The 19,614-nt window shown below is 61.7% G+C and carries 22 protein-coding genes and 1 pseudogene; 13 read left to right on the top strand and 10 right to left on the bottom strand.

All coding sequences use genetic code 11. The annotated features are described in order from the left end of the window. Position 1 precedes the first annotated feature (1 nt). Positions 2-541 carry a DinB family protein gene (locus tag DEJ54_RS18035; RefSeq protein ID WP_162742339.1) on the bottom strand — a complete coding sequence of 180 codons (540 nt, stop codon included), beginning with the start codon at positions 539-541 and terminating at the stop codon, positions 2-4. Between the two features lie 193 nt (positions 542-734). Continuing rightward, positions 735-1,829, bottom strand: a complete 1,095-nt coding sequence (locus DEJ54_RS18030; protein ID WP_162742338.1) for an autotransporter outer membrane beta-barrel domain-containing protein — start codon at positions 1,827-1,829, stop codon at positions 735-737. Between the two features lie 205 nt (positions 1,830-2,034). On the opposite strand from DEJ54_RS18030, the gene DEJ54_RS23265 reads away from it, so the two are divergent. Then, positions 2,035-2,220 carry a hypothetical protein gene (locus DEJ54_RS23265; RefSeq protein WP_162742337.1) on the top strand — a complete coding sequence of 62 codons (186 nt, stop codon included), beginning with the start codon at positions 2,035-2,037 and terminating at the stop codon, positions 2,218-2,220. 132 nt (positions 2,221-2,352) lie between these two features. Here DEJ54_RS23265 and DEJ54_RS18025 read toward each other — a convergent pair whose 3' ends face one another. Further along, positions 2,353-2,586 (bottom strand): hypothetical protein, encoded by a 234-nt coding sequence (locus DEJ54_RS18025; protein WP_113155775.1) that lies wholly within the window; start codon positions 2,584-2,586, stop codon positions 2,353-2,355. Between the two features lie 254 nt (positions 2,587-2,840). Here DEJ54_RS18025 and DEJ54_RS18020 point away from each other — a divergent pair, with 254 nt between their 5' ends. From DEJ54_RS18020 to DEJ54_RS17995, 6 genes and pseudogenes are all read left to right on the top strand, one after another. Then, positions 2,841-3,167 (top strand): BA14K family protein, encoded by a 327-nt coding sequence (locus DEJ54_RS18020; protein ID WP_371685921.1) that lies wholly within the window; start codon positions 2,841-2,843, stop codon positions 3,165-3,167. A gap of 468 nt (positions 3,168-3,635) precedes the next feature. Then, complete coding sequence (locus DEJ54_RS18015; RefSeq protein WP_113155773.1) at positions 3,636-3,878, top strand: DUF1344 domain-containing protein; 243 nt, start codon at positions 3,636-3,638, stop codon at positions 3,876-3,878. A gap of 167 nt (positions 3,879-4,045) precedes the next feature. Continuing rightward, positions 4,046-5,266: an NAD-dependent epimerase/dehydratase family protein gene (locus DEJ54_RS18010; protein WP_113155772.1), complete on the top strand. Its 1,221-nt coding sequence runs from the start codon at positions 4,046-4,048 to the stop codon at positions 5,264-5,266. 12 nt (positions 5,267-5,278) lie between these two features. Then, positions 5,279-6,087 (top strand): annotated as a pseudogene (locus tag DEJ54_RS18005) (glycosyltransferase). Positions 6,088-6,089: 2 nt separating this feature from the next. After that, positions 6,090-6,986: an NAD-dependent epimerase/dehydratase family protein gene (locus tag DEJ54_RS18000; protein ID WP_371685983.1), complete on the top strand. Its 897-nt coding sequence runs from the start codon at positions 6,090-6,092 to the stop codon at positions 6,984-6,986. Positions 6,987-7,368: 382 nt separating this feature from the next. Beyond that, positions 7,369-7,758: an acyl-CoA thioesterase gene (locus DEJ54_RS17995; protein ID WP_113155770.1), complete on the top strand. Its 390-nt coding sequence runs from the start codon at positions 7,369-7,371 to the stop codon at positions 7,756-7,758. 105 nt (positions 7,759-7,863) lie between these two features. Here DEJ54_RS17995 and DEJ54_RS17990 read toward each other — a convergent pair whose 3' ends face one another. From DEJ54_RS17990 to DEJ54_RS17965, 6 genes are all read right to left on the bottom strand, one after another. Further along, positions 7,864-9,162: a hemolysin family protein gene (locus tag DEJ54_RS17990; protein WP_113155769.1), complete on the bottom strand. Its 1,299-nt coding sequence runs from the start codon at positions 9,160-9,162 to the stop codon at positions 7,864-7,866. A gap of 73 nt (positions 9,163-9,235) precedes the next feature. Next, positions 9,236-10,165 carry an extensin family protein gene (locus DEJ54_RS17985; RefSeq protein WP_113155768.1) on the bottom strand — a complete coding sequence of 310 codons (930 nt, stop codon included), beginning with the start codon at positions 10,163-10,165 and terminating at the stop codon, positions 9,236-9,238. 120 nt (positions 10,166-10,285) lie between these two features. Beyond that, positions 10,286-11,134 (bottom strand): extensin family protein, encoded by an 849-nt coding sequence (locus tag DEJ54_RS17980; protein ID WP_113156383.1) that lies wholly within the window; start codon positions 11,132-11,134, stop codon positions 10,286-10,288. Positions 11,135-11,194: 60 nt separating this feature from the next. Next, the gene (locus DEJ54_RS17975) at positions 11,195-11,623 is read right to left on the bottom strand and encodes a DUF3775 domain-containing protein (protein ID WP_113156382.1); all 429 of its coding nucleotides are present in this window, start codon (positions 11,621-11,623) and stop codon (positions 11,195-11,197) included. A gap of 85 nt (positions 11,624-11,708) precedes the next feature. Beyond that, on the bottom strand, positions 11,709-12,599 hold the full coding sequence (locus DEJ54_RS17970) for a DMT family transporter (protein WP_113155767.1): 891 nt from the start codon (positions 12,597-12,599) through the stop codon (positions 11,709-11,711). A 109-nt stretch (positions 12,600-12,708) separates the two neighbouring features. Next, the gene (locus DEJ54_RS17965) at positions 12,709-13,842 is read right to left on the bottom strand and encodes a PQQ-dependent sugar dehydrogenase (protein WP_113155766.1); all 1,134 of its coding nucleotides are present in this window, start codon (positions 13,840-13,842) and stop codon (positions 12,709-12,711) included. Between the two features lie 278 nt (positions 13,843-14,120). On the opposite strand from DEJ54_RS17965, the gene greA reads away from it, so the two are divergent. The 6 genes from greA to DEJ54_RS17935 all read left to right on the top strand — a co-directional run bounded on the left by greA (position 14,121) and on the right by DEJ54_RS17935 (position 18,938). Continuing rightward, positions 14,121-14,594, top strand: coding sequence for a transcription elongation factor GreA (gene greA, locus DEJ54_RS17960; RefSeq protein WP_113155765.1), 474 nt, complete (start codon positions 14,121-14,123; stop codon positions 14,592-14,594). 2 nt (positions 14,595-14,596) lie between these two features. Further along, positions 14,597-15,691, top strand: a complete 1,095-nt coding sequence (locus tag DEJ54_RS17955) for a glycosyltransferase family 4 protein (protein ID WP_113155764.1) — start codon at positions 14,597-14,599, stop codon at positions 15,689-15,691. Continuing rightward, on the top strand, positions 15,670-16,419 hold the full coding sequence (locus DEJ54_RS17950) for a glycosyltransferase family 25 protein (RefSeq protein WP_113155763.1): 750 nt from the start codon (positions 15,670-15,672) through the stop codon (positions 16,417-16,419). The genes DEJ54_RS17955 and DEJ54_RS17950 overlap by 22 nt, the downstream gene beginning before the upstream one ends. After that, positions 16,413-17,207 carry a glycosyltransferase family 25 protein gene (locus DEJ54_RS17945; RefSeq protein ID WP_113155762.1) on the top strand — a complete coding sequence of 265 codons (795 nt, stop codon included), beginning with the start codon at positions 16,413-16,415 and terminating at the stop codon, positions 17,205-17,207. Before DEJ54_RS17950 ends, DEJ54_RS17945 begins: the two co-directional genes overlap by 7 nt. Positions 17,208-17,362: 155 nt before the next feature. Then, the gene (locus DEJ54_RS17940) at positions 17,363-18,154 is read left to right on the top strand and encodes a glycosyltransferase family 25 protein (RefSeq protein WP_113155761.1); all 792 of its coding nucleotides are present in this window, start codon (positions 17,363-17,365) and stop codon (positions 18,152-18,154) included. A 157-nt stretch (positions 18,155-18,311) separates the two neighbouring features. Further along, positions 18,312-18,938 carry a hypothetical protein gene (locus tag DEJ54_RS17935; protein WP_162742336.1) on the top strand — a complete coding sequence of 209 codons (627 nt, stop codon included), beginning with the start codon at positions 18,312-18,314 and terminating at the stop codon, positions 18,936-18,938. Positions 18,939-18,985: 47 nt separating this feature from the next. Here the strand turns inward: DEJ54_RS17935 and DEJ54_RS17930 are convergent, their stop codons facing one another. Further along, positions 18,986-19,459 carry an Lrp/AsnC family transcriptional regulator gene (locus tag DEJ54_RS17930; RefSeq protein ID WP_113155759.1) on the bottom strand — a complete coding sequence of 158 codons (474 nt, stop codon included), beginning with the start codon at positions 19,457-19,459 and terminating at the stop codon, positions 18,986-18,988. Between the last annotated feature and the right edge of the window lie 155 nt (positions 19,460-19,614).

Below are 19,614 nucleotides of genomic sequence, written 5' to 3'. Positions count from 1 at the left end.
GTCATACTCCCTCAGCCGCCATTTCTTCCGGATCCACGCTGTAGAAGCGGGGCGCCACCAGTGTGAGGTGCAGGATGTGGGGATGGCTCACCGAGAGTGCGCCCAGATGCCAGTAATTGTGCGCGGCGAGGTGTTCCCACAGGGCTCCATAGGCCGGAAAGCGGCAACCGGATGGGGTTGGCTGGTCCCACTTGGCCACATCGAAGGCGTTCAGTGCAGCGATCGTGCGGTACTGCTCATTGGCGAAGGCGTTCTCGATCTCTCGCCTTGTGCCGAACCGGTCGCGGTCTTCATCGTAAACGGCGCGCCCGCCCTTGAAGGCTTCGCGGGACGCGCGGTCGACCCTTGGTTCAACACCGCCAAAGACGCGGTTCCGCGCCCAGTCCTGCAGCGTAAAGAGATGTGTCAATGTCCAGGCCATGGAGCCGCCATTGGCGGGCTCCTCGAAAAAGCCGTCGTCCGAAAGTGTCTTGGATACACGTAATAGCAGTGTTCCACTCGTGTCGATCTGACGCCTGATGGCATCCTTGATTCCGCTCAAATTCCCCTCCCATTGGATGTTCGCCCGGTTTTCCGTTTCCGGGTAAGCGTGAGGTTGCACCCCATGATTGAGGTGCCCCCCGGTAGAGGAAGTACTCTGGAGGCAATTTTACGGGTGCGTTACGCGCTCTGAATGGAGGAGACAGGGCCGGAAAGCGTCGGCAGGGCTGTGCCAAAAATGCGCTGGAGCGGCGTCAGAAGCGGAGAGTGAAGCGGGTTTTCAGCGTCTGCTTTCTGCCGCTGCCGCGCGTGTCGGCGCTCAGGCCATAATCCGTGGTCAGCGTCGCGCGCGGATTGAGCGCCCAGTCGAAACCCGCCCGGGTCGTGATCTTTGCGCTGTCTTCCAGGCGGCGCACCTTCTGCGTTGCGCCGGGCGCGGTGCGTTCGCTGCGGGCGGCGCTCCATTCCAGCCCTGCGCGCGGCGTGACCCGTCCGCGCAGGGTTTCAATCCGGGTTTCGCCGGTCAGGCCGAGTTTCATCTTCGCCGCTTCATTGCGGTGGCCGCTGGCCGCGCCGCTGAAGCGCATGTGCGAAAACGTGGCTTCACCATAGCTGCGCAGCTTGAGCCGATCCAGTGTGAAGGCGCGGCTGGCGCGCAGCATGGCGAACAGTCGGTCGCCTTCGCCGCCCGGAGCCCGGACGCCACGCGAAGACCATCCTGAAAAGCTGCTGCGCGATGCGCCCAGCGCCACATCCAGATAGGTCCGGTCGCCGGTAAACAGCGTGCCATAGAGGGTCTGGCTCAGGATGCGTGTCGAATAGGTCATATCGGTGGCAAGCGGCGAGCGGTCATAGGCAAGGCCCGTTGCATGCCCGATCAGGAGCCGCGGGCTCACCCGGTAATCTGCGCCAAACGCCAGCCCCTTGGTGGAGAACGCCGAAGCGCGGCGGTCATTGGCGCGCGTTTCGCTCAGCACGGCCTTGCCGCCCATCCAGCGGGCGAGCCTTGGTGTGCGTCGCAGCTTCTCCGCCGCGACGATCCGGCGTGTGTCGAGCAGCCGGCTTTCAGCATCATGACCGTGCCTGCGCTTCACATGCAGCCGCACGAGGCTTGCCTCGGCATTGCCGCCAGGCGCCCTGAGCTGGCGCGTATTGGCCATCCGCTCGCGAACGATGGAGAGCTGCCGCGCTTCGCTGTCGGCCGCGCGCGCCCGCTGCCGCGCATGGATCGCCGTCATGTCGAACGCCAGTTCCGCCGCAGCTGCTCCTTCCGGAGGCGCGGACGAAAATGCGACAATCATGACGAGCGCTGCCACCACGGGGGTGGAGCGTTTGCGGGCGAAGAACATTCCTGAAAGGCCCCGGCATTGTTTGGGACGAACACGCCCACGAAGATAGAATGTTCGGAGCGCGAGCGGAATGATCACGACGTGTTTCTGTGTGAAATACTCCGTTTTCGTCCGGCCCTGTTGTCGATATGCCATAGGAGGCGATGCAGGGGCTCCTCAGCCGGCCCGGGGTCCCGGAGGGAAAAGGCGGGAGTTCTCTTGTTCCGTGCAGGCGATGATCACCTTCTTCGCATCGGTTGCGTGTTGGCGCATGGCGAAGAGCCTGATGTGCGGTCGCAATGGCTGGCGGCCGGACTGCGCCGTTACGCTATCGGAGTTTCTGAATCTGGAGTTCGTTTCGATTGCAGCGCTGCCATGGTTTCTGGCCGCGCTGCTTGTGATTCTGGCCTGACGGCGGGCAAAGCGAGAGACGCAGTCATGGACAGCGTCCGCTGGTTCTCCGAGAGCGTTCGGGGGAGAAGCTGGGCGCAGCAAAACCCTTTCGCGCCACGGCGCGTCGGGCAGTCTCTGTTCGGCTGATGCTCTAAGCTTCCAGCCGCGTTCCGCCGTCCAGTCCGGCCTGAACCAGGTTGAGCGGTGTGCGGCGTCCATCGGCCCATGATCGCATGACATGTCCTGCCACACGTTCGCGGGTCTTGTTGTCGCTACGCTTTATGCCAAGTTCGCTGCAGACAGCTTCGATGGCGCTTTCCATTTCAGCCATCTCTGCTGCGTCATAGATGCCGGCGCTGATATGCGGTACTCCAGACTTGGCCATCGTCCGGCCCTCCTCTGTCGTTGAGCTGCGGTCGGCGTGCGTTACCTCCTCTGCCGCCGTCCACCTTCGCCCCACGCTATACGGTAACACGTTTATTTCCTCTTTCCATTATGGCGAATCTATGTTGCGCCCATGCGACAGCTCCGAAGGCAAAAAAATGCCCGGGCGCGTGAACCTTTTCGCTTACCTCCGCGACAGACGCATATCGGACGGCCGAGATGGCCGGCCCTTCGTTGCAAAAGGAGGATGATGAAATGACCCTGACCCTGAAACGCATTTTCGCCCGTGGCCTGCTCGCTCTCGCGCTCACCGCTTCCGCGCTTTCGTTTGCGCCGTCTGAGAGCCGCGCCGGCAGCCTGTCTCCGGGTGAGGCGGCTGCGATTGCCGGGCTTGGCGGCTTCATCGCCGGTGGTCTGATCGCGGACTCCCGCGCCCGGTATTACGGCCCTGCACCTGTTTACGGCGTTCCTTCCGCCTGGGATCGCCATGTGGCCCGCTGTCATGCGCGGTACCGCTCTTATGATGCCTATAGCGATACGTTCCTCGGCTACGACGGCTATCGTCATCGCTGTCGCCTCTAACCCTCATTTCTGAAACGCAGCAAAGGAAAGGAGGTGCGAGCGGACGCCGGATCACCGCTTTCTCCCTCTCTCCCATTCATCGCGGTCATTCGCGGGCCGGTGCTTCCCTCAGGCGCCGGCCCGATTCACGTGTCGGGTGCGTTCGGTAACCGTTGTTTATCGGGCTTTGCCGGAACGCGGAAAAAACACGCGCGGATGTGAACGCGCATTTCATGGATTTTGTCTGCTTTGCAGCACGGCTTGATTGAACCAAAGTTGCGATTGCGCGTTGTTGCGCGGAGAGTGCCCGCCGCAGTGGCGATTGCGGCAAAGCTTTGGCGCAGGCCGTGTTTTGGATGGTCACTCTGATTGATTTGAGATTGGCGGTGTTCCGCCCCATCTTTCTGTCCGTCGGCCTGGTTCCCGCTTCCCCCAAGAACTGTCACCGGGGACTGGGCCGACAGTTGAGCAACAAAGGGAGTTCTGTTGATGAAGAAGATCCTCGCAACCCTGGCCGCCACCGGTTTTCTCACGCTCTCGGCCTATGCCGCCGAAGTGCAGGGCACGGTGCAATCCGTGGATGCGGAGACCCGGACGATCGCGCTTGACGACGGCACGGTCTACACCGCTGGTGAGGGCGTCGATCTTGCCAGCATAGCGTCTGGAGCGGCGGTTACGCTGACCATCGATGACACGACCAATGAGGTGACGTCCGTAGACGCGCAAATGTAATTCTGCCCACTCTCACCTGAACGGGAAGCCGGTCTCCACGCGGGGCCGGTTTCCTTTTGTGTGTTGTTTCGGAACAAACTGTCATAAAACTTTGCTAAGGGGGCTCTCTGAAAGGGAATCGAATGGTTCCCATAGCCTGATGCTTTGATTACCGGAGGCAGAATTCCATGAAGATTGCAGTTCTTGGCGGCGATGGATTCGTCGGCTGGCCGACCTCGCTTCACCTGTCGGCACGCGGACATGATGTTCATATCGTTGACAATCTGTCCCGGCGCTGGATCGACACCGAGCTCGGTGTCCAGTCGCTGACCCCGATGGATTCGATCCAGGAGCGCACGCGCATCTGGCATCAGGAGACCGGACGGCGCATCCATTTCCACCTGATCGATCTTGCGCGCGATTACGATGTGCTGAAGGCGTGGCTCGATGAGCATCGCCCTGACGCCATCGTGCACTTTGCCGAGCAGCGCGCCGCGCCCTATTCGATGAAGAGCGACCGGCACAAGAATTACACGGTCAATAACAACGTCAACGCGACGCACAATCTGCTCAACGCGATGACGGAGATCGGCCTCGACGCGCATCTGGTGCATCTGGGCACGATGGGCGTTTATGGCTATTCCTCGGTCGGCGCAGCCATTCCCGAAGGCTATCTGCCGGTTGGCGTCGAGACGCTGTCGGGCGATACGGCTTCGCTCGATATCCTCTACCCGACCAATCCGGGCTCCATCTACCACATGACCAAGTCGCTGGATCAGCTTCTGTTCCAGTTCTACGCCAAGAATGACGGCGTGCGCATCACCGACCTGCACCAGGGCATCGTCTGGGGCACGCACACCGAAGAGACGAAGCAGCATCCGCAGCTCATCAACCGCTTCGATTACGACGGCGATTATGGCACGGTGCTCAACCGCTTCCTGATCCAGGCGGCCATCGGCTACCCGCTGACCGTTCACGGCACGGGCGGTCAGACGCGCGCTTTCATCCACATCCAGGATTCCGTGCGCTGCGTGGAGATTGCGCTCGCCAATCCGCCCAAGCGCGGCGACCGCGTCGAGATCTTCAACCAGATGACCGAGACGCATCGCGTTCGCGATCTGGCCGAAATGATCGCCCGCATGACCGGCGCCGAGGTGGCCTATCTGCCCAACCCGCGCAAGGAAGCCGCTGAAAACGAACTCGTGGTCAAGAACGACAAGTTCCTTGCGCTGGGCCTCAACCCGATCACGCTCGAGGAAGGGCTTTTGGCCGAAGTGGTGGATGTGGCGAAGAAGTTCGACTACCGCGTCGACCGTTCGCGCATTCCCGCCGTTTCCGCATGGACCAAGGACATCGCGCCGACAATCGAGCGCGATCCCGAGGGCAAGCGCCTCAAGAGCGTCGGTTAAGCGGCGCTCCCAATGCCGAAACAGGCCTATGTGACGCTCGTCACCAATGCCGATTATGCAATGGGCGCACTGGCTCTGGTGCGCTCCCTGCGGCTGACGGGCGCCGATGCCGATCTTGTGGTGATGCACACCGGCGGCACGCCGGCCGAGGCGCTGGAGCCGCTTGCGGCTCTTGGCGCGCTTCTGGTGCCGGCGGAGCTTCTGCCGACCTCCGATGCCTTCAATGAGCGGCATCAGCGGGCGCGGCTTCACGCCAATGCGCCCTTCACCAAGGGCAACAAGCCGGCCTTCCACACGCCGCTCGACAATTTCGCCAAGCTGCGCCTGTGGCAGCTCACCGAATATGAGCGGGTGGTGTTCATCGACGCCGACGCCGTTGTCGTGCGCAATATCGACCGGCTGTTCGGCTATCCCGAATTCTCCGCTGCCCCAATGTCTATGAGGGGCTGGCGGATTTTCACCGGCTGAACTCCGGCGTGTTTGTCGCGCAGCCATCGCAGGCGACCTTCGCTGCGATGCTTGAGCGGCTCGACCGGCCCGACGCCTTCTGGCGGCGCACCGACCAGACCTTTCTGCAGGATTTCTTTCCCGACTGGCATGGCCTGCCGGTGTTCTTCAACATGCTGCAATATGTCTGGTTCAACCTGCCGGAGCTGTGGGACTGGAAGTCCGTTTCCGTGGTTCACTACCAGTATGAAAAGCCGTGGGAGCGCGATCATCCCAGGGCGGGCGAGCTCAAGCCGCTCATCGATCTCTGGCACGCCTATCATTCGGGCGAGAACATTCCCGACATCGATACGCTGGCGAACCCCGCGTCATGAGCATGCCGCACAGCATCGTCTCCGGCGGAACCGGGCTTGTCGGCCGCTTCATCGTCGAGGCGCTGCTGACGGCCGGGCACCGGGTCACAATCATGGGGCGCAATGCCCCGCCGGATGGTTTCTTTTCTGAGCCCGTTGCCTTTGCCCCGCTTCGCCTCGAACCGGCGTCCATATCGACTGCCCTTTTCGAAGGGGCGGATTTCTTCGTGCATGCAGCCTTCGACCATGCACCCGGAAAATACCGGGGCGGCGAGGGCGATGACGCGGAAGGGTTTCGGCGGCGCAATCTCGATGCCAGCCTTGCCCTTTTTCGCGCGGCAAGGGCCGCTGGGGTTTCCCGTACGGTGTTCCTCTCCACGCGCGCCGTCTATGGGCCGCGTGCGCCCGGTGCGATGCTGGATGAGACGGAGACGTGCCTTCCCGATACGCTTTATGGCGAGGTGAAGCTTGCTGCCGAAGAGGCGCTTTCCGCGCTCTGTGATGACCGCTTTCAAGGCGTCAGCCTTCGGGTGACCGGCGTTTACGGGCCGGCTGGCATCGGGCGGCGGCACAAATGGGCGGGGCTCTTCGAAGACTATCTGGCCGGCCGTGAGATCACGCCGCGCGCGGCGACTGAGGTGCATGGCGAGGATGTCGGATCCGCGGTGCGGCTGATGCTGGAAGCACCGGTGACGGCGCTTGCGCAGGGCCTCTTCAACGTGTCCGATCTGGTGCTCGACCGTCGCGATCTTCTGGCGCTGGTGGCGCGTGAAACGGGATGCGGCAATACGCTGCCGGAGGCTGCCGACCGCAGTGCCGTCAATGCGATGCACACCGAACGGCTGCGCGCACTGGGGTGGAACCCCGGCGGCGAAGCACTTCTGGAGCGCACCGTCAGTAAGTTGTTAAACGGCTATTAACCGTGTTGTGGTGAGATCGTGTTGCGTCGCCGTTCGGGATGAGCGGCGGCAGACCACCACCGAGATTTTCCCCGTGAAGCATTTCTGGTGAAAAGTGGCGAGACCGGCGGGCGCTGCCTGCGGTTATGCGAGCCGTTGCCGCACGTTTACGGTAAAACCTCATCCATCGATTCAAGATGTTGATGTATTGATTCATGTTTTTCGCGCAATGATTCACGTTGTTGCGCCAAGGCTTTGACGCAGAATCGAAAAATCTCGCTGCATTCTTCGTGAGAAAGGTGCGGCGTGCCGGATATTGGGGCGGAGCCATGCGGCAGGATTCTTGACCTGTCATTGGCGCGCAGCTACGCCCGGTTCAGACAGGATGAAGGGACCAGGAACCATGAATGCACCGGAAAACCCTACCGGCGATCTGACGCTGCGCACACAGGCAATGCCCGGTGACGCCAATGCCGCCGGCGACATTTTCGGTGGCTGGGTCATGGCGCAGATGGACCTTGCCAGCGGCATTCGCGCCGCCGAGCGCGCGCATGGCCGCGTGGTCACGGCAGCGGTGAAGGAAATGGCCTTCGCCAAGCCCATGAAGGTGGGCGACACGCTGTGCATCTACACGCACATTGAAAGCGTGGGGCGGACGTCGATCCGGCTCAAGGTGGAAGCCTGGGCGCAGCGTTATCTCTCGCCGACCATCGAGATGGTGACGCATGCGGATTTCGTGATGGTGGCGCTCGACGTCAATGGCAAGCCGACGCCTGTTCCGCCGGAGGAGTGAGGCTTGGCGCATCGGCCCGAAAATCGGAATTGATTTTCGGAAAGCACGGTGCGCAGATTCAACAGGCTGGAGCGTGCTTTGTGCGTCCGAATGGACGCACGGCGCTCAGGCCTCCGGCGTCTCGTCGAGGCGGGTCGCCAGAACACGGTCGATGCGGCGATTGTCGAGATCCATGATCTCAAACCGCCAGCCCATCGCATCGGTGCTTTCGCCGGTCTTCGGCAAATGGGTGAACTCGGACAGAAGGAAGCCGGCGAGCGTCGTGTAGCTGCGGTCAAGCGGCAGGGTGAAGCCCAGATGGTCCGCCATTTCGTCGGCGGGCATGGAGCCCGGCAGCAGCCACGAACCGTCAGCGCGCTCGACAATGTCCATCTCGCCTTCTTCGGCATCGGCGCGGAACAGGCCGGCAATCGATTCCAGAATATCCGACGGCGTGACGATGCCCTCAAAATGACCGTGCTCGTCATGCACAAGCGCCATGGGCATGTCAGCTTCGCGCAGGATGGAAAGCACATCCAGCGCATCCGCCATGTCATGCACGACGGGGGCAGGGCGCACATGGGCGCGAATGTCGAGGGGCTCGCCCGCGAGATCGGACGCCAGAAGGTCGCGCAGTTTGACGACGCCCACAATCTCGTCAATCGAGCCTTCGCCGGCCGGCAGGAGTGAGTGTCCCGAAGTCTTGAGGTTGGCCGCCAGCGCCTCTTCGCCCGCCGAAAGGTCCAGCCAGTCGATTTCGCCACGCGGCGTCATGATGGCGCGCGCCTTGCGGTCGGCAAGACGCATCACGCCGGCGATCATGCGGCGTTCGTCGGATTCGATGGTGCCGCTGCTCTCGGCTTCGGCGATCAGCGTCCTGATCTCCTCGTCCGTCACGCGCTGGCTCGATTCCGCGCTCTGCCCGAGCAGCGCCAGAACCAGACGGCCCGACACGTCGAGCAGCCAGACGAGGGGCAGGGTGATGCGTGACAGGAGCCCCATGATCGGCGCAACCTTGACCGCAATGCCTTCGGCATTCTTGAGCGCGATCTGCTTGGGCACCAGCTCGCCGACGATCAGCGACACATAGGTGATGAGCGCCACGACGATGCCGACGCCAAGCGGGTTTGCCACGCTGGTCGAAAAGCCCTGCGTAATCAGCCATTCCGAAAGCCGGGTGCCCAGCGTTGCGCCGGAGAAGGCGCCGGAAAGGACGCCGACCAGCGTGATGCCGATCTGCACCGTGGAGAGAAAACGGCCGGGATCGGCGGAAAGCGCCAGTGCGCGGGCCGCACCCCGCTGCCCCTGATCGGCGCGCGACTTGAGGCGCGCGGGCCTTGCCGACACCACGGCAAGTTCCGACATGGCCATGAAGCCGTTGAAGAGAATGAGGACGAACAGAATGACGATTTCAACGATGAGCATGGTTGCTCTTTAGCACCCCGGAAAGGACGGCGCGAGCCTTGGTGTGTGTGTATGACTGTTTCAGCGCACAGCTTTACTTGCAGGCGCGATAGCCGTTGCGGCGGCCCTTCAGGTCGAAGTGGAAATGATCGCGGTGATCGTAATTGTAGCCGGGGCCGAGAACGGTGGTGAAATAGTCGCAGCCTTCGGCGCGAACCGAGTTGAGCAGGCCGCGTTGGCGGAAGGCGAAGAAGCCGGGCTTGCGCACATCGACTTCGCGTCCGTTCTTCAGTTCCACACTCATCACGTCGAGCGCGTTGCCCTTGGAATGCTCCGAGGCGACGCTGGTTCCGGCGATCCGTCGGCACGAATAGCTCGAGCCCTGGCGGATCTTGCCGATGCCGGTGAAATAGCGGGTGCGTGCGGCTGGTGCGAGCTCGTTCTTTGTCCAGCGGGCGAAGGTTTCGGCCATCTGGCAGTTAAGCGTTGCGGCGGGCGCCATCTCGATGCCGCCGGACAGTCCGCTGACCTTGATCGGCCAGTCGATGCGGCATGCGCCGCCATCATTGATCGGCTCAAGATCCTGATACTGGACGCCCAGGCGTTTCAGGCGTTTGCGACATGCGACCTCTTCCGGCGGCATGACGCGCGCGGAGCTTTCGTCACGCGGTACGGTAAAACGCGGATAGGACACCATCATCGGATTGGACGGGACGAGCGCCTGAAGGCCCTGCGCCCTGGCCGGCGCCGGTGATGCAGCCGGTGCTGCGGGTTGCACCAGCTGAGCCTGAACCGGTGCCGGCGGCGCAACCTGTTGCATGACTGGCGCTGGCGGTGCGATCTGGCTCACCGTGGCCGCGGGAACGGCAGCGGTGCGCACACCGAGATCCACGGACGGTCGCGGTGACATCACATCGCTGACGGAACAGGCGGAGAGGGTTGCAAGCGTCAGGCCGGCGAGCATGAGCCGCACGCGCGGACGCCGCACCGGTGCAACCAGCCTGTCAACTCGAATACCCGCCATGAACACGCCCCCGTCACCTCTCGAATTTGCTGAGAGAAGCTGAAGGTTAGCGCGTCAAGGTAAAGGAAGTATCAGTGACGCCGTTCAGACCTGTGACGTCTTTGTGGCGAGGGGGAGGACCTATCGGCAATAGGGGCGGTCGTTGCGGCGCGATTTCATGTCCAGATGAAAGTGATCGGCGTGGTCCGCGTCGCTGCCGGGACCGAGCACGGTGAGGAACGGGCCGCAGGCCGCCTTGCGGAACGCGTCGAGAAAGCGCGCACCGTCGCTCTTGGGGTCGTCCTTCTTGGAGACGGTCAGTGTGGTGCCGTCTGCCAGCGTGAAGGCTGCAATGTCGAGCGCATTGCCGAAGGCGTGTTCGGAGAGCGTGTTCGTGCCGTTGCGCGCGCGGCAGACATAGGCGGAGGCGTGACGCACGGAACGAATGGGTTGCTTCAGGTGCTTGCGAGCAAGGGCTGGCACCTGCCCGGCGAAGAAGCGGGCCAGCGCCAGCGCAGTCGTGCAGTTGAGCGTGGCTTCAGGCTCCAGCGAAATCTTCCGCGACAGGTCTTTGATGACAAGGGGATGCGGGATGCTGCAGCCGATGTCCTTGTCCCCAATCGGCTCCCGATCCTCGAAGGTGACGCCAAGCTCGGACAGCGCCTTGCGGCAGGCTGTTTCTTCCTTCGGTGTGCTTTGTGGTCTGGGCTGATCCTTGCGCTGCGGTGCTGGCTGATCCTTTTTGGTCCCGGCCTTTTCTTTTTCTTTGCCTTTGTCTTTGTCGGTCGGGCGCGGAGAGGGGATCGGCACAACGACCGACATTTCCTGACGCTTTACCTCACCCCGCATATGCGGAATGGGTCCCGAAGGGGGAAGCGTGATGCGCCCGCCCTTTTCGGCAAGGACACTCTGCGCCGGAGACAGTGTCAGCGCGAAAAGACTGAGCAGAATGGGCCGAAAGGCGCGCCGGACGGCAGGTCTGTGGATCATGCGGGTTGATTGCATCAAAACCCGATAATCGGGAAATAAGCGCTTTTTCTGATCGGCACTTTATCGCGCGCCAATGGCGTCGAGGGCTTCATCCAGCCAGTCGCCGAGCATCGGCATGCCGAGAAGATAGGTCGCCACCCGTTTTGCGCCGTGCTGTTTGGCGTCATTGACGGCATTGGACCATTCGCTGATGTCGTAGTCGCCCCGACCGATCCAGGCGAGCGCCATCAGTTCGGCCGCTTCATCCACGTTGAGGTCGGCCACGAGTTCGCGGAACTCCTCTTCCGTCAGATCCTCTTCTTCCTCTTCAATGAGGCCGTCATGCTGGTGGGTGTCGCGCGCTTCGCCATCGATCTCCACTTCATGCTCATGGCCGTCGTCATAGTCGCTGTTGAGGCCGGCGCTGATGGCGCGCGCCTTGCTTGCGAGCAGGCGCACTGTGTCGGGATCGATCGACAGTTCCCATTCTCGTTCGACAGGCTTCTGCACGTCCATATCCTCCAGCAAACGCTATCATGATAGCGCAGAAAATGTTGAAAGCGCGATGCCTGTCGATCGCTCCGTGAGAAAACGCTCAGGCCACGCTTCGCCGGCGGCTGCGGATGGCGGGAACGATCTCGACGGCAAGGATCGCCGCAAAGATCAGTCCGCAGCCGGCAAGGCCAAGCGGCGGAAGCCGTTCTCCGAGGAAAATCGCGCCAAACAGGGCGGCAAACACGGCCTCGGTGGAGAGGAAAATGGCTGCCTGCGGCGCTGTCGTATAGCGCTGGCCGATGACCTGCAGCGTGAAGGCGATGCCGCCGGAAAAGACGCCCGCATAGAGGATTTCCGGCAGCGCGATGCGGATGGCGGCAAGATCGATGGGCTCTATGAATGAAGCGATGGCGAGCGCGATGACGGCAGTTACCCCGAACTGTGTCACGGACAGGGTGACGGGACGCCCCGTGTGGCTGGCGCTGCGCCCGATCATGATCACCTGAAGAGCCCAGAACAGGGCGCAGAGGATCGTGAGCCAGTCGCCGATCTGGAGCGAAACCTTGCCTGCGCCGGAAAGGAGCCAGATGCCGGCAAGGGCGGAAAGTGCTGCCGGCCAGACAATCCGGTGCGGCCATTGCCGAAACAGGAGGACGGCGAGAAAGGGGACCATCACCACATAAAGCCCGGTCAGAAAACCGGAATTGGTGACGGTCGTTGTAAGAAGCCCCACCTGCTGCGCAGCCATGCCGGCAAAGAGGAGCACGCCGATGACCACGAAATTGCGCTTGTCCAGAACCGTCAGGCTCGCTGTGCTGCGGCGGCTTTCCCACAGGGCGAAGGGCAGCACCGAGAGGCAGGCGATTGCAAAGCGCAGACCGATGAAAAGGAACGGGCCAATCGCATCCATGGCCGTGGACTGGGCAACAAAGCCCATGCCCCACATGGCGCCGGCAAGAAGCAGAAGAAGATTGGCCTGAACCCGTGTCATGCGCGTATCCGGATCGTAGAAAGAGCGTATTCCTTACGCAGCGCAACCCTGCGGCGCAAGGGCCGCAGGCCCGGCGGCCTATGGTCCAGAACGGCAGGAAAGTTTCGGGCTATTCCGGTCGGAATATGCGGATGATCTCACCCTTGCGCTTGTCGGTCAGAAGCCAGATCGAACCGTCAGGCGCGACATTCACATCGCGGATACGGCCGAACGCGCCCCGGAACAGGCGTTCCTCACCGGTGATTTCCCCGTCCTCATCGCGTTCGAGACGGGCAACGAGGTGGTATTTAAGGGCCGCAACCAGAAGATCACCTTCCCATTCGGGGAACATTTCGCCTTCATAGACAGCCGCTCCCGACGGGGCGATGGAGGGGTCCCAGTAATATTCCGGCTGTTCGTAGCCGGGGGCTTCGGTTCCCTGACCGATCTGCGTTCCGCTGTAATTGACCCCGTAGGAGATGACCGGCCAGCCATAGTTCTTGCCGGCCTCGGGGCGATTGACTTCATCCCCGCCGCGCGCGCCATGTTCCACCGTCCAGACCGACTGGGTGACGGGATCGAAGACCATGCCCTGCGGGTTTCTGTGCCCCATGGACCAGATCTCGTGCGCGGCGTCGGGCGTGTTTGCAAATGGGTTGTCCTGCGGGATGCTGCCGTCGCGATTGATGCGCAGGACGGAGCCGGCATGATCCGTGGGATCCTGCGCGCGGCCGCCTTCGCCGCGGTCGCCGATGGTGAAGAACAGCGTTCCGTCGGGATGCAGCACGATGCGCGAGCCGAAATGCTGACCGGCCCCGGTTTTCCGGTTCATCGAAAAAATGGTGGTCACGTCTTCAAGTCGTGGGGTCTCGCCGTCCAGAACCAGCCGGGCGTGTGCGATGGCCGTGCCGGCTCCGCCCTCACCAGGTTCTGAATAGGAGAGGAAGATCGTTCCCGTCTCGGCAAAGTCCGGCGCGACTGCAACATCCAGAAGCCCGCCCTGTCCGGTTTCGGCGACGGCGGGCACACCCGGAATGGGAGCCGAGAGGGCGCCATCGGCGTAAAGGCGCAACTGGCCCGACCGCTCCGTGACGAGAGCGCTGCCGTCGGGCAGGAAATCGAGCCCCCAGGGATTGGAAAGACCGCGCGCGAGCGTTTCGGAGGAGACGGTCACCTTGTCCGTGGCAAACGATTTGGCAGCCGCAAATGAGGGCAGGGCCAGAAGGGCGGAAGCCAGAGCTGTTCGCAGGACCAGGTTGTGCATGAAACTTTCTCCCATTACGCGATTCCGTCAACAGACAGGATGTAGCCACATTCAGGCAAGACAGATTTGTTCGCGATTGGAGCAGTTGTACGTTCGGAACGCAAAAATTTGCGTGAAAAACGTCATGACCTTGTTATATTGACAGGGGTCATGAGAAGCGGTTCCGCAGGCAGAAGCTTTCGGACCGTTTCTTTTTATGTCTGCGCCTGTGGCAGGGCGGCGTTTCGCGCATCGCGTGCGGAAGCTGTTCCTGTTTTCATGTCTGGAAGGTGAATGAAATGATCAAGGTTCCGATGACGCTCGCCGGAGCTGCGGCGTTGAAGGAAGAGCTGCGTTGGCGTCAGCAGGAAGAGCGCCCGCGCATCATCGAGGCAATTGCCGAGGCGCGCGCGCATGGCGACCTTTCGGAGAATGCTGAATATCATGCAGCCAAGGAGGCGCAGAGCCTCAATGAAGGCCGCATCGGCGAACTCGAGGATTACATCGCCCGCGCTGAAGTGATCGACGTGTCGAAGCTGTCCGGCGACACCATCAAGTTTGGTGCAACCGTGATGCTGGTCGACGAAGACACGGAAGAGGAAAAGACCTACCAGATCGTTGGCGATCAGGAAGCCGATGTGAAGGCCGGTCGTATTTCCATTTCCTCGCCCATCGCGCGTGCGCTGATCGGCAAGGCTGTTGGTGATTCCATCGAAGTGAATGCTCCGGGCGGTGCGCGGGGCTACGAAGTGATAGAAGTCCGCTACGGCTGACCATGTCCGGCAAAGTGCCCGCAAGCGCGAGCGGCCAGCCACTTCCCGTCAGAGACGTGGAAGTGGTGGCCCCGAACTTCAAGAAGCGGCTTTCGGGCGTCACCAGCACAATCGTGCAACTGGTGCCCAAACAGGCCGAGAGCCTGGCCATCACAACCGTGGGGCCGGGCCTTCCCGACACACTGCCGAAGCTGCGCTGGTGGCAGGTGCCGGGTCTTTTGCTGAAACCCCATAACCGTCCGTTCCGTGTCTGGCATGCCCGGCGCAATCCGGAGATGCTGGCCGGTGTGGTGCTGCGTGATGTTTTCCGCGCGCCCCTGAAACTGGTCTTCACCTCCGCTTCCCAGCGTCATCACACGCGCTGGACGCGCTTTCTGATCAACCGCATGGACCGCGTGGTGGCGACGAGCCGCAAGACGGCGAGCTATCTCGAGGTCCCCAATCAGGTTGTGATGCATGGCATCGACACCACGCGCTTCTCGCCGCCGCCAGGCCCCGCCGAGGGGGCGGCGGCTGTCGGCATGCCTGAAGGGCAGCGCTATGTCGGTTGCTTTGGCCGGGTACGGCATCAAAAGGGCACCGATCTCTTCGTCGATGCGATGATTGCCTTGCTGCCGGAGCGACCGGGCTGGTCTGCGATCATCGCCGGTCAGGCGACGCAGCCGCACGCCGCTTTCGAGGCAGGGCTGAAGGAAAAGGTGCGCGCTGCCGGACTTGCCGACCGTGTTCATTTCGTCGGCACCCGCGAGGATATTCCCGCCTGGTACCGTGCGCTTTCGCTTTTCATCGCGCCGCAGCGCTGGGAAGGGTTCGGCCTGACGCCGCTCGAAGCCATGGCGACGGCGGTGCCTGTCGTGGCCACGGATGTGGGCGCATTCTCCGAGTTATTGGAGAATAGCGGTGCGGGCACGCTTGTTGCCGTTGATGATCTCGGTGCGATGGTCGCTGCGGCAGCGCGTTACATGGACGACGACGCGTTGCGGGGCAGGGCAGCCGATGCAGCGCTTTTGCATGCACGGTCGCATTTTCCCCTTGAAGGTGAGGCAAAAACGCTGAACGGGATCTATGAGGATCTGTGGCGAAAGGCTTCAAAGTGAAGATCGAAGGCTTCATCATTCACCTTCAGCGCGCGACCGCCCGGCGACAGCAGGTGGATCATCTTCTGAAAGAACTGCCGGTCAAGGCCAGCGTGGTGGACGCGGTGGACGGTCAGGCAATGAGCGATGAAGAGATCGCAGGCCATTATGTGAAGGAGCTTCACAGGCCGGCTTATCCGTTCGCCCTGCGCAAATCCGAAGTCGCCTGCTTCCTGTCGCACCGCAAGGTGTGGCGCATGATTGTGGAGCGCGGGCTCGATGCGGGGCTGGTCATCGAAGACGATGTGGCGCTCGACGTCGCGCTTTTCGGGCGCTGCTTTGAGATGGGGAAGGCCGCCTGCAAGGGGGCTGCCTATGTGCAGTTTCAGACGCGGCCTGTGAAAGGCGCTTTTCGCACTGTCGCACGCGGTGATGGGATTGACGTGGTTTCGCCCGAAATCACGCAATTGCGCACGTCTGCCCAGCTGGTTTCGCGCGAAACGGCGGAAAAACTGCTCAATCTCAGCGAACGTTTCGACCGTCCGGTGGACACATTTCTCCAGATGCGCTGGCTGACGGGCATTACGCCGGTCTGCGTTGTTCCGTCTGGCGTTTCCGATCGCACGCAAGAGACGGGCGGCAGCACGATTCAGGGTGGCAAGACGCCCTGGCAGCGGGTCTCGCGTGAGTATCACCGCTTCATGTACAGGCAGGCCGTGCGACGCCTGTCGGCTGCAGACCGATGCTAATCCTGGTCATCAATCTCGACCGGGAGAAAAAGCGTCTTCAACACATGCGCAAGGAGTTCTCCGCGCATGGGCTCGCGTTTCAGCGTGTTGCGGCGGTTGATGCCGCCCGGCTTTCCGACGAGACCATTGCGGCGTATCGAAAGGGCAAACCGAATTTCTACGAACTCGGCGTGGGTGAGGTGGCCTGTTTTCTTTCCCATCGAAAATGCTGGGAAATCGCGGCGGAAAGTGCGGAAAACCACACGCTCGTGTGCGAGGACGACCTCTTTCTGGGCGAGAATGCCGGGGAAGTGCTGGCCAGTGGAGACTGGATGCCTGCCGACGGGGGGATCGTGAAGGTGGAGGCGTCACGCTTCAAGACCCTTGTGGGCAAGGTTCCCGTGGCGGAAATTGCGGGCCATGGCGTCTTCGCGCTTCATCGCGATTATGCCGGTGCGGGCGCCTACATCATCTCCCGTGACTGCGCGCGCGAACTGCTGGCGCTGACGGAGACGTTTTGCGATCCTGCGGATCAGTTTCTGTTCAACCGTACGGTGCCGGGGTGGCATGGCAGGCCGATCTATCAGCTGATGCCCGCAGTGGCGATCCAGGAAGTTTTTCTGAAACCGGCATCCGGTCAGGCGCTTGGCAGCGCTCTGCAGGGTGAGCGGCGCACCAAGCGGCGTACGGGCTTTGACAAGCTGCGCCGTGAAGCGGCGCGCCCCTTCGAGCAATTGGGTGGGGTGATCAGCGGCGTGGTAACCGGACTTTTCTCCGACCGTCGCTGGGTGCGTGTCCCTTTCCGCTGAAAGGAAGGGACGGATCTCACCACAATGATGGGCTCTTGTTGGTTAAATTAGATCTCGCCCGATTTATGCGGCAATTGATATTTTATAAGGTCGTTTATTGCGACTCAGGAGTCGGTTTAATCTGATTTCTGCAATAAATTGGCAGTGTCGAGTAAATGAAGCTATACCTGATAAACCTTCGCAGGGCAGAAGATCGCCTGGCGCTGCTCCGCGAGCGTTTCGGGGCGGCGGGGCTTGAGGTTACGCGCGTCGAAGGCGTCGACGGCAGATTGCTGGACCAGTCCGAGCTGGATCGGCACATTTCCGGGGAAGGGCGCTGGGGACGGCTGACGCCGGGCGAGGTCGGCTGTTTTCTGAGCCATCGGGCCTGCTGGCGCGCCCTGCTTGAGGATGGCGGGCGCTTTGGCGCTGTCTTTGAGGATGATGTTCTGCTTGGCGAGAATGCCGGCGCGGTTCTGGGCGACACTGCCTGGATCCCCGAGGACGCGGATATCGTGAAGATCGAGACGACCGCATCCCGTGTCTTTTTGGACGCAGAAGCCCGTGGTGCTGTCGATGATCGAGCGCTCCATCGTCTGCGTTCATCGCACTATTGCGCGGCGGGTTACATCGTCTCGCGCGATTGCGCGCAGAGGCTTCTGTCGCAGAGCGAAGCATTCTGCGAGGCGCTGGACGATTTTCTCTTCAGTGGTCTCTCGCCGGTCTTCAAGTCATCGAGGATCTATCAGCTTTCACCGGCGATCTGCGTTCAGCAATGGGAAACGACGGGCGACGGCAGAACGCATGACCCGCACACCAGCATTGAAGGGCGCGACGACAAGGTGAAGCGCAGGCTGCCGCCAGGCGAGAGGCTGCGCGAGGTCTGGGGCAAGGAAAGCCGGACGCTGACAAACAAACTCATGGCGCTTGCCGGTAAACGCCGGCGGCAGGTCGTGGAGTTCCGTTAAGATGCAGGATCCGTCTTCCTGGCTTTCCAGTCGTGATCAGATCGCACCTGATTGGCGAGACCGCATTTTCGTGTTCTGGCTGGGGCCAGCGGAGCTTTCCGAAACGCGGCTTGAGGGGCTTCGAACACAGACAACAAGCGAATGCAGGATCCACCTCGTGACCGAGCAGACGCTTGCGAGCTTTGTTCTGCCTGGACGGCCCTTCCATGCGGGGTTCGCGTTTCTTTCGCCGATCCACCAGTCCGATTATCTGCGCGCCTATTTCATGCATCATTTCGGTGGCGGCTACACGGACATCAAGCGCTGCCACGCTTCATGGAAACCCGCATTTGAGGCAATCGAGCGTGAAGAAGCGCTTGGCGCGGGATATGGTGAAGTGCCGGGTGGCACGGCGCGTTTCCATAAGTCGAAAATCGCGGGCCAGCGGTATTTTCTGGATAGGCCGGCCGGTGCGCTGGAGATGGCCTGGCGCTATCGCAGGACAAAGCGGCTGCGTGCGCATGTGATCGGCAACGGCGCTTTCATCTTCCGGCCTGACACTGAATTGACCGGTCGCTGGCTTTCGATTGTCGAAAAGCGGCTGGATATTCTTCTGCCGCATCTGAAGGCCAATCCCGCGCGATACCCGAAGGAAGTGCCGGGCGTTGATTATGGCGACGGGCCTTCACGCTACCCGGTGCCGTGGAGCTTTCTGCTTGGGGATGTGCTTGCGCCGCTCACGCTCGAATATCACCGGCGCATTCTGCAACTGGTGCCCGCGCCCGATTTCGAAAACTACGAATAGCAATGCCGGGTAAGTGCAGGAAGTCGCGATATGCGGCTTCCGCGTGCCTAGTCTATGGCGACGAGGCCTTCGTCCTTGACCTGGCGGATGGTGAGCGCGGTGCGCACCGTGTCGACATTGGGCGCGGAGGTTAACTGCTCGATCACGAAGGTCTGGAAGGTGGTGAGGTCCGGGGCCACGCAATGCAGCATGAAGTCGGAATCGCCCGACACCATCCATGCGCGGCGCACGATTGGCCATTTGAGCGTGCGCTCGGCAAACGTCTTGAGCTCCGTCTCGGATTGGTAATGCAGCCCGATGAGGCAGAACGCCACCACGTCGAGACCAAGGGCCGGTGAATTCAGGAGGGCGCGGTACCCCTTGATGATGCCGCTCTCTTCGAGCCGTTTGACACGGCGAAGACAGGGCGGGGCGGAAATGCCGACGCGCCGCGACAGTTCCACATTGGTCATTTTGCCGTCGGCCTGAAGCTCGCGCAGAATTTTCCAGTCGATTGCGTCAAGATCGGCCTGTAGCGGCATTGTGTTTCCCAATTCTGTTGCCATATCGCCGTGCGTCCATCTCGGCGCACAAAGGACGATCTACATTTTACTGGAGCATCGGAACAGCCCGAAATGCGGAAACGCCCCAGCGCGCGAGAATCTCTCCTGCACGCAGACCGAAATTAGGGCATGCG

Source organism: Nitratireductor sp. OM-1, assembly GCF_003296175.1.
Taxonomy (GTDB): Bacteria; Pseudomonadota; Alphaproteobacteria; order Rhizobiales; family Rhizobiaceae; genus Nitratireductor; species Nitratireductor aquimarinus.
The sequence above is the reverse complement of the archived record's forward strand: the minus strand, read 5'-3'. Positions and strand labels throughout refer to the sequence as shown.